6 protein-coding genes are annotated in these 10,307 nt (G+C 40.6%); 5 read left to right on the forward strand and 1 reads right to left on the reverse strand.

Features of this window, described 5'->3' with window-relative positions:
- Positions 1-41: 41 nt before the first annotated feature.
- The gene (locus tag KDU71_RS11675) at positions 42-1,520 is read right to left on the reverse strand and encodes a sensor histidine kinase (protein ID WP_212191115.1); all 1,479 of its coding nucleotides are present in this window, start codon (positions 1,518-1,520) and stop codon (positions 42-44) included.
- Positions 1,521-1,712: 192 nt separating this feature from the next.
- Here KDU71_RS11675 and KDU71_RS11680 point away from each other — a divergent pair, with 192 nt between their 5' ends.
- From KDU71_RS11680 to KDU71_RS11700, 5 genes are all read left to right on the forward strand, one after another.
- On the forward strand, positions 1,713-3,488 hold the full coding sequence (locus KDU71_RS11680; RefSeq protein ID WP_212191117.1) for an alanine/glycine:cation symporter family protein: 1,776 nt from the start codon (positions 1,713-1,715) through the stop codon (positions 3,486-3,488).
- Positions 3,489-3,492: 4 nt separating this feature from the next.
- Positions 3,493-4,023 (forward strand): RNA polymerase sigma factor, encoded by a 531-nt coding sequence (locus tag KDU71_RS11685; protein WP_212191119.1) that lies wholly within the window; start codon positions 3,493-3,495, stop codon positions 4,021-4,023.
- A 74-nt stretch (positions 4,024-4,097) separates the two neighbouring features.
- A complete protein-coding gene (locus KDU71_RS11690; RefSeq protein ID WP_212191121.1) occupies positions 4,098-5,078 on the forward strand; it encodes a FecR family protein in 981 nt (326 codons plus the stop codon).
- Between the two features lie 168 nt (positions 5,079-5,246).
- Positions 5,247-8,603: a TonB-dependent receptor gene (locus KDU71_RS11695; RefSeq protein WP_212191123.1), complete on the forward strand. Its 3,357-nt coding sequence runs from the start codon at positions 5,247-5,249 to the stop codon at positions 8,601-8,603.
- Between the two features lie 17 nt (positions 8,604-8,620).
- Positions 8,621-10,207, forward strand: a complete 1,587-nt coding sequence (locus tag KDU71_RS11700; RefSeq protein ID WP_212191124.1) for a RagB/SusD family nutrient uptake outer membrane protein — start codon at positions 8,621-8,623, stop codon at positions 10,205-10,207.
- Positions 10,208-10,307 lie beyond the last annotated feature (100 nt).

The following is a 10,307-nucleotide window of genomic DNA, read 5'->3' on the forward strand; positions in this document are numbered from 1 at the left end:
ATATTAAAGTAAAAAGGCTATCATCAAATGATAGCCTTTCTTTATTGCTTATTTTCAAGTTGTTTAACCGTATCCATTTTCGGAAAAACAATCGTAAATGTACTTCCTTTACCTATCTGACTTTCAACCAATATTTTTGCATTGTTTCTTTCTGCCAATTCTTTGCACAGCAGCAGGCCAAGCCCTGTGCCAGGTTCATTATTGGTACCAGGAGTGGATATGTTATTTTCAATGTTGAACAGGCGATTGATTTGCTCTTCTGTCATGCCAATTCCTGTATCACTTATCTTCAGGAAATCATTGTGTTCATCAGTATCTGTGGATATACTGATTTTTCCTTCGTTATTGGTGTACTTTATCGCATTGGAAATGATGTTACGCAGAACGGTTTTGATCATATTGCTGTCAGCGCAGACCGTTGCCTTTGGATCAACGTCGTTTATTAATAAAATCTGTTTATGTGCCAAGTTATGTGCCAGCAGTGCCTGCGCTTCCTGGACCAGGGAAGCTAATCGAACAGGAGCAACCTGCTGTTTAATCAGGTTATTTTGTTGTTTTGACCAATCCAGTAAATTACCCAGTAAGTCTAAACCCTGGTGGGCCGAGTGCTGAATGGTTTTTAATATTTCCTTTATATCTTCCTTCTCATAATGCTTATAGTCGGCAAGTATCAGCTCGATAATAGAGGTTTGTGCCGCAAAAGGCGACTTTAAATCGTGACCTATAATACTGAATAATTTGTCTTTAGTGACGTTAGCTTGCTGTAATTCTTCCTTCTGTTGCTCAATCAATGCTTTTTGGTCGGCTAATTGCTTATTTAGGCGCTTCTCTTTGCGGAGTTGAATAGTAGCCAGTTCATTTTTTTGCTTCTCGAGTGCCAGGTTAAGCTCGGAGCTCTTGCGTAAATTAAATGTGATTAAATGCTTTTCATTCAATCGGTTGATCATCTTAGGGATGCTGTATAAGAAGTATCCCATCACCAAAAAATAAGCACTCTTGTAAATTTGCCCTGCCCAGTTAGCTGATGCCACTTTTTCCAGCAATTCGGGTTCAATATATGGGTATCGTATCAGATATATGGTATTAAAGCAAATCACCGAATAAACTGTGGTAAATACAACCAGACGCTTGTCGTACCTTAAAACGGACAGGAGGATTAAAACTGGGTACAAAAACGTTGAGGCAGCTGTTGTAACTGCAATGGGTTTAAATAGAAACGAATAATTAAAAACATGAATGGATAGAATGCTCACGTCAATGGTGGAAGATAAGAAACGTATCCATGTCGCACTTCCGTATTTGCGCAGCAGGATATTGAGTACCGCATTGTATAAGATATAAATAGAGGCCAGAAGTAATGAGGTTAAAGCGCGGTCTGTATCACCTGAATAGTAAATATAACCAATAAAGACCAGGATGACGCCTATGAGAATCCACCTGAACTTAATAACTTCATGTTCGCCCCATACAGCATCTTCTCTAAAGAGTTTAACAAATTGTTCGGAGTTAGGTTTTTGCATATTTCTATGTTAGATAAACAAAAATAACGGATTTTTTAGATTCCCCAAGTACCAAATGAGCTAAAGGTTTTTACGTCACTAATATGAAAAGGTTTTTGCTCGCTACTTTTCAAAAAAATTTGGTTTTATCATACTCAAACCCAATATTTGCTATGAAAATCTACAAAAACATTAATTTTTATTACAAAATCTATGCAGGCATTAAATGATTTATTGCTATTGATTGATTCGTATATCGGTAGCCACCTCTGGTTTGTATTGCTGCTGCTTGGCACCGGTATCTTTTTTACTATCTACCTTAAATTTCCTCAAATAAGATATTTCAAATACGCTATTCGCATTGTTCAGGGTAAATTTGACAAGGATGATGATGAAGGTGATACATCCCATTTTCAGGCATTAACAACCGCATTATCAGGAACTGTTGGTACTGGTAATATAGCCGGTGTAGCGTTCGCCGTGCACTTGGGTGGCCCGGCAGCTCTCTTCTGGATGCTTGTGACTGCAATGTTTGGTATGACCACAAAGTTTGTTGAAGTAACCCTATCTCATAAATACCGTGAAAAAGCTGCGGACGGATCTATTGCTGGTGGACCGATGTATTTTATGCAAAAGCGATTAAATGTTAAAACGTCTTCCGGTAAAACCATAAAAACAGGCTATTGGATTGCAGCCATTTTTGCATTGGCTACCATTCTCTCATCATTTGGTACCGGTAGCTTACCTCAAATTAATAGTATCTCCAATTCATTATTTTCAACATTTGGTATTCCGCATATGATTACCGGATTGGTATTGGCTATACTGCTTGGGTTTGTAATTATTGGTGGCATAAAGCGCATTGCCAAAGTTACATCAAGGTTGGTGCCTGCCATGGCACTCATCTATTTCATAGGTGCAATGGCAGTTATTATTTTTAATTATCAAAATATTTGGCCTTCATTACAGGCGATAGTGGGAGATATTTTTACAGGCTCATCGGCTACCGGAGGCTTCTTAGGTGCCACCATTGCATTTGCGTTTAATCGGGGGGTTAACCGCGGTTTATTTTCCAATGAAGCTGGTCAGGGATCAGCACCTATTGCCCACGCTGCTGCCAAAGCCCATGAGCCCGTTTCTGAAGGCCTTGTGGCATTGCTTGAGCCTTTTATTGATACCATTATTATTTGTACGCTGACAGGTTTTGTATTATTGTCTTCTGGTGTTTGGAAAGACAAACAGGATAACCGTTTTCAGTTGGCCGATTTACAAGTGGTTAATACCATTGCCGTTAGTGATCAAACAGAAGAGGGACGTCAGCAGTTGGCAGCGCACATCAATGGCGAAGCGCCACTACCACTATTTGACGGTCAGCTAACCATCAAGGATGGTAAGGTGGGTTCTCCTGTTATTTTTATTCATGCACGTTCGCTTGCAGAAGAGGTGATTGTTAAGCAAGGAGGAAAACTTTACAACGGAAAGCTGCAGGTTGATAATGGTGATGTTGTTGTGAAAGATCAGAAGATGACTCTGTTTGAAAGGATTAAATCTCAGTTTTCGCACTCAGGCAATAATAAAATTGTCATTGAGGGTAAGTCATTAATTCATAGTGCGCCACTAACAGCAGTGGCCTTTACAAAAAGCTGGTTTGGCGATTTTGGTAAATACATTGTCTCAATAGGATTATTGTTATTCGCATTTTCTACGGCTATCTCCTGGTCATATTATGGCGATAGAGCAGTCACTTACCTGTGGGGCTCAAAGTATGTTATCTGGTATCATTTTATTTATGTTATTGGATTTTTTATAGCTTCTTTTGTCGATACGACCATTATCTGGACGCTTTCGGGGATAACAATTGCTTTGATGACTATTCCAAACTTGTTTGGTTTATTAGTTTTGCATAAAGAGATGAAAACAGATGTAAAGCTGTTTTGGAAAGAGTACCAGGAACGATTCCCGGAAGAGAAAGGGGTGCCAAAGAATTAATTTCATGCAGGAAACAAAGCAGATACAAACAAAAAAGGAATTCGAGCAATTCTTTAATACACATCATGCCGATTTGGTGCGCTATGCCTATAAATTTGTTCAGCGCACCGATGTAGCATCTGATATTGTGCAGGAGGCGTTTGTAAAGCTTTGGGAGGGAAGACGTCACATTTTAGCCAACATTTCCTTAAAAGCGTATTTATACAAGGTGGTTTATAATTTATCCTTAAATCACATTGAGCAGCTTAAGCTGCGAGCCAGGCACCATGATTCTATTTATACAGATTTGATGGAAATGGAAATGGACTACTACAAAGATGAAAAGAGTTTGTTGCAGGAAGAGCGGCTGGAGTCCATACGCAGCATGTTGAATGAATTGCCCAAAGGATGCTATGAGGTCATTGATTTGAGTCGGTTCCAGGGCCTGAAAAACAAAGAAATTGCCCAAAAACTCGATGTGCCTGTCCGTACAATAGAAACACGTATCTATCGCTGTATTAGTAAATTGAAGGAGCTAGTAAAAAGGGCAGTGTAATTATTTGCAATTTTTTTTGAAATAGTTGACGTAGTTTCTGAAATTCATTTGTCATTAGTTCAGAAGACAGACGAATGAAAGAATTAAACGATATAGAGACCATAATAATTCGAAGCCTTGATAAAACAGCTACAGAACAAGAGTTGGCAGTTTTGCATGGTTGGTTGAAGGCTTCGGCAGAGAATAAGACGCATTTCTATCAAATAAAAGATACCTGGGATGCTGCAGGTATCCTTTCTCCCGATACCGCTAATGCCTGGAAGCAACTGAATAAGCAGGTTGATGCAAATAAAAAGCTGCCACGGTGGATAATCGAAACGATTAAAATAGCTGCCGTTGCGGTGCTTGTTGCCGTTGCCACTTACACCGTATTTAAAATCCCTCAAAAGCCCCCTGTTGAACCAGCAATGGCCAAAGTGGTTGTGCCAAATGGTTCGCAAAGCACAGTGATATTGGCCGATGGTACCACTGTTAGACTCAACTCTGGTTCAGAGTTAGTATATCCCTCCCAATTTAATAGCGATGTACGAAAAGTCGAATTGACAGGTGAAGGGTATTTTAAAGTGAAACACAACACGGCCCATCCTTTTATTGTGTCAGCTGGCGAGATAGATGTTAAGGTACTTGGTACTGAATTTAATGTAATGGCCTATCCGGATTTGGAACGAATAGAAACAACATTAGTGGAAGGAAGTGTGGCGCTTAATAAAAGAGGAACGGCTAATGGCCATATTGTTTTAAAACCTGGCGAGAAAGCAGTTTTTGAAAACAATGAGCTTGTTGTCGCTCCGGCCGATATTGAGCTCGAAACCACCTGGACCCAAAAAGGCTTTTATTTTCAGAGTACAAGCTTTGAAGAGTTAGTCAGTCGATTAGAACGATGGTATGATGTTGATATCATCATAAATGATGATGATTTTGTAGACATCACCTTTACTGGCAAGTTCAGAAATAAAGAAAGCATATGGCAAGTGTTGGATGTGATAAAAATGACAACACCAATTGATTATAAAACCAAAGAAGGAAAAATTTACATAACACTCATAAATCAGTAGCCTATGAGATAGGAGCATAAACCAAAACGACCGGTATGATGCGGCAACATCACCCCGGTCTGATAAATTTAAAACAAGTTTAAAAGTAAATCACTCAAAAGTATGAAAAAAAAATTGAATGACATGATACCTGTCGTGTCATGTCTAAATCCAAAACTTTGGAAGATTATGAAACTAACAATAGTTTTTATGATTTTCGGAATGGTTCAGCTCTCTGCAACAAGCTATTCGCAGAATGTAAAGCTTAACCTGAAACGTGGTCAAAACACGCTAAAACATGTATTCGACCAAATCGAAAAACAATCATCATTCACAATTTTTTACCAGGATGAGCAGGTCAACCTTGATAAGCAGATAACCAATAGCCTGCAGGGCGGACAACTCTCTGAGGTGTTAGATAAAGCCCTTGAAGGCACAGGACTGACTTATAAGATTAATGATCAGGTTATCATCATTCTTGAAAAGCACCCTGAGGTGGCAATAGAGCAAGATGTGCAACGTACTGTAAGAGGACGTGTTATTGGCGTTGATGGCGAACCTTTGCCTGGCGTAAATGTATTTATAGAAGGTACAACACAGGGAACCATCACCAATATTGATGGTGAATATGAGCTGGAAATTGAAGAGGATAATCAAAGTATTGTATTCTCATTTATTGGCTTCCAAACGCAAACGATTGCAGTAAGTGGCCGTAATCAAATCAACATCACGCTTGTAGAAGAATCGATTGGTTTAGATGAAGTGGTAGCAGTTGGTTATGGTGTGCAGAAGAAAAGTGACCTTACCGGAGCTGTAGCGAAAGTAAAAAGTGAGGAATTAAATAAAGTGGCTGCTGCCAACCCTGCCGAAGGTTTGCAAGGGCGCATAGCAGGTGTAAATATTACCAAGGGCGACGGTTCCCCAGGAGGTTCGGGCGTTAGTATCAAGATTAGAGGAGTAGGCACACTAGGCGGAAATACACCATTAATTGTGGTGGATGGCTTTATTGGTGGTAATCTGAATGATATTAATCCCAATGATATTGAGTCGATGGAAGTGCTAAAAGATGGCGCAGCAGCTGCTATCTATGGTTCGCGAGCCGCTAACGGGGTCATTTTAGTAACCACCAAGAAAGGGAAAAAAGGTGAAGTAAAGGTGGATATTACATCCAATGTAAGTGTGGTTAACTCCATCAATAACTTCGACTTGCTAAATGCAGAAGAATACATCACTGTACACAAAATGATGTATGAGAATGCTGGCGATGCGCTGCCTGAGTATGTATCAAATGGCTTTGTACCAAAGGCTGATACAGATTGGCAAGATCAGGTGTTTAGAACTGGTTTGCTTCAAAACCATGACGTACGATTAAGCGGTGGTGGTGAAAACATCACATACAGCCTTTCAGGTGGTATTTCGGATGAAAAAGGCACGCTGATAGGATCTGACTTTAGAAGAAATAACTGGCGGGCGCGTATTGGCCTGACAAAAGGTATTTTAGATGTTGATGCTAACCTTGCTTACTCGGGTAAGAAAACGCATACGCCTTTTTACAGCATGACCGAGACCTATAAAATCTCACCACTTATTCCTGTTTACGACGAGGAATCGGAATGGGGCTATGGAATGTCATATGCCGGCATGCCAGATCACCGTAACCCAATTGCCCGACAGAATTTCCGTCAGGGAGGTTACGAAGAAGAATATGTAACGGCTAACGTTTCAGGTACATTAAATCTGTTGAAATGGTTAAAATATAAAGTCAATGCAGGGTATAAAACATCCTCAGAGTATAATACCTTCCATGTAACGCCTCACCAGGATCGTGTGCAAGACGAGGTTTTATTTACTTCAGTGGACGAATCAAGGGCTAAATACACCGAATCATTGCTTGAAAACTTATTGATTTTTAATAAGCAAATTAATGAGCACAGTTTTGACGCCGTTCTTGGTTATGCCTATCAGGAGGAGAATTATGCCTGGACAGGTGCTACTGCTTTGGGTTACCTTAATGAACACAGTGTGGAAGATGGTAGTCTGGTAACAGTGACTAATCCTGCTGGTTTTGTTGACAATAGCTATAATACCATTGATGCCGGTATTGGTGGTGAATTCAGTGCCTCAGGTAGTAATTGGAATTACACACGTATATCATTATTTGGTCGAATAAACTATTCGTTTGCCAGTAAATATTTAGTTCAGCTATCGGTTCGTCGTGATGGCTCATCGAAATTTGGTACTCAAAACCAATATGGTACATTCCCATCAGCAGCTATTGGCTGGCGTTTAACCGAAGAGGGCTTCCTGAAGGATAATGGTTTTATCAGTAACCTGAAGTTACGTGCCTCATGGGGACAATTGGGTAGCGAAGGTAACCTTAATCCATACATGTGGCAGGCTTTAATAACTACAGCTAATGATTACAGTTTAGGCTATGTGCGTGGTAATGGTCAAAGTCCATGGCCGGGTAGTGCTGCTAAGCAAATCCCGGATAGTGCCCTTAAATGGGAGGTGGCTGAATCATTAAACATGGGACTGGACTATGGGTTTATCAATAATCGCATTACCGGTACCATCAACTATTACATTAATGATACTAAAGACTTGTTGATGAATTACCAGCTAGCGTCATCAGCCGGATCCGAAGCACGTATTATGAATACTGCAGCTATGCGTAACCAGGGGTTGGAGCTGGAGTTGTCCTATCATAGTCAGAAGCGTCCGTTTACCTATGATATCACTGGAACACTATCTACACTGAAGAATGAAGTGACGGCCCTGGATAATCCGGATCAGTCAATATATGGCTACGGGCTATTCCTGGGGGATTCACACTTCCCTAACCAAACACGCATTGGTTCACCTGTTGGTGCCTTCTATCTTTACAAGACCGATGGTATCTTCCAGAATCAAAGTGAAGTGGATGCTCATGTGAATGCCGATGGCAAACCGCTTCAGGCTGCCGCAGCCCCAGGCGATATTCGTTTTGTGGATACTAACAATGATGGTAGCATCGGCGAAGATGATAAAGTATATATGGGCACAGGCTTGCCAAAAGTGGAATACTCATTGTCTTTCAGCGCTTACTATAAAAACTTTGATTTCTCAATGTTACTGTATGGTGTAGCTGGTAATAAGATTTATAACGGTATTGGTTACAATTTGTCCAACATGTCGGGTGGCTCTAATTACTTGTCATCTACCTTGGATGCCTGGACACCTGAGAATACTAATACATCAGTGCCTCGTGCCGTATTAGGTGATCCTAATGGTAATGCCAAAGTGGCTTCAGATCGTTATCTGGAAGATGGCGGTTACCTTAAACTGAAAAACCTGCAGATTGGTTATACGCTGCCAAAATCGCTTTTGGATAAAGTATCAATTGACAAGCTACGCGTTTTTGTTGGTGGTCAGAATCTATTCACCATCACCAACTACTCTGGCCTGGATCCTGAGATATCTCGCGATGTGTTTAATACAGGTACCGACCGTTCTGTATATCCGCAAACCCGAATGATAACAACAGGTGTTCAATTAAGCTTCTAACATTTAAAATTTTCACAATGAAAAAATTAAATTACATAAAATATATAGCGCTGGCTCTACTGCTTGTTAACACGCTGGTTGCTTGTGATGCAGACAAGCTGTTGCAGGAGTCACCGGATGATTTAACGACAGATGACTTTTACCGTAATCAGGAAGATGCTGAAGGTGCTGTTGCAGCAGCATATTCGCAATTGGAATGTGCCACTGAGTACTGGTCATTTGCCGAAGTCAAATTTGTAGTGGATAACTACCGCAGTGATTTAACGCAGTATGGTAAAGATGCCGCTAATTATCCTAACTGGACCGATATTGCCAACTTTACAAATGAATTTGGTAATACGCAGGTGACTACCTACTGGGACAGACATTATAAAGGGGTGAACTTCGCTAACCAGGTGATAACCTTTGTGGGGGCCATGGAAGATGAGAAAATTGACCCTAAGGTTAGAGAAGAACTGGTGGCTGAAGCACGTTTTTTAAGAGGCTTTTATCATTTCAAGTTATTGATGAATTTTGAAGAAATCATCTTACGTGATAAAGTGGCCACATCTGTTGAGGACGCCGCACAAGGTCTTAGCCCGAGAACAGAAGCATGGGAACATATTATTGCAGATTTTAAAGCCGCTGCCGAGAAGTTGCCAGTGAGTCGTAACGCAGAAAACATTGGACGCGTGACTAAAGGAGCAGCGGTAGCAATGGCGGCTAAATGTTTATTATTCCGATCGGGTGAAGAACCAAATAACAAAGCAGACTATTTGAATGAAGCTAAAGCCTTGTTTAATAGTGTTGTTGAAGGTGGCGAATATAGCTATCAACTGGTAGATGATTTTCCAAGCATGTTTGATGGCACCAATGAAAACAGTAGTGAAAGTTTGTTTGAGCTGCAACTGTCACCAGTAACTGCCGGTGGAGCATACTATAAGTTTCCATCACACCGCTGGTTGCGTGTAGGCGACCTGGGTGGCTGGGATGAGATACGTGCTGCTGATAATTTGTTTGGTATTATGACCAAGGAAGGCATGACTGCCACTGATGGTGGTTATGATCATCGTGTATTGGGTTCATTAATTTTTGATCATCCATATTACAACGATGAAAATAATCCTCCATTCTTCGAATATACCTGGAATACATTATGTGGCTGGTACCAGGCTGGTGAGTGGACAAATGAACAAGTGCCAGGTGTGGATTACAGTGATGTAGCATTTAGAAAGTACTTACCAGCTAATGGTGAATTCTGGGAAAATCAGTCATCAGTAAATATTCCTTTGCTGCGCTATGCCGATGTATTATTGATGTATGCTGAGGTGTTAAACGAACTGAATGAACCAGAGACTGCATTAACTTATATCAATGAAGTAAGAGCCGTTCATGGTAAAATGCCGGCATTGACTGGATTAAACCAGGAGGCTGTGCGCGAACAGATAGAATTTGAGCGTATTATGGAATTTACAATGGAAGGAGCCCGATTCTTTGATTTACGCCGATGGGGTAAATTAGAAGAGGCAATGGCAGCAGCAGGCAGACAGTATTTTAAATTAGATCAGCATGCCTTCTTCCCAATTCCACAGAAAGAGGTTATCTCAAATAATGCGCTTAACTAAAGTTATTAACCTGAGTTCGACATAAAATTACTGGCTCAAATCGCTTATAAATGTTTAGTTTCAAGGAATATTTGTGAAAGCATAGCGAGCTATGGTGAAC

It is taken from the genome of Carboxylicivirga sediminis, from assembly GCF_018156225.1.
Classification (GTDB): Bacteria; Bacteroidota; Bacteroidia; order Bacteroidales; family Marinilabiliaceae; genus Carboxylicivirga; species Carboxylicivirga sediminis.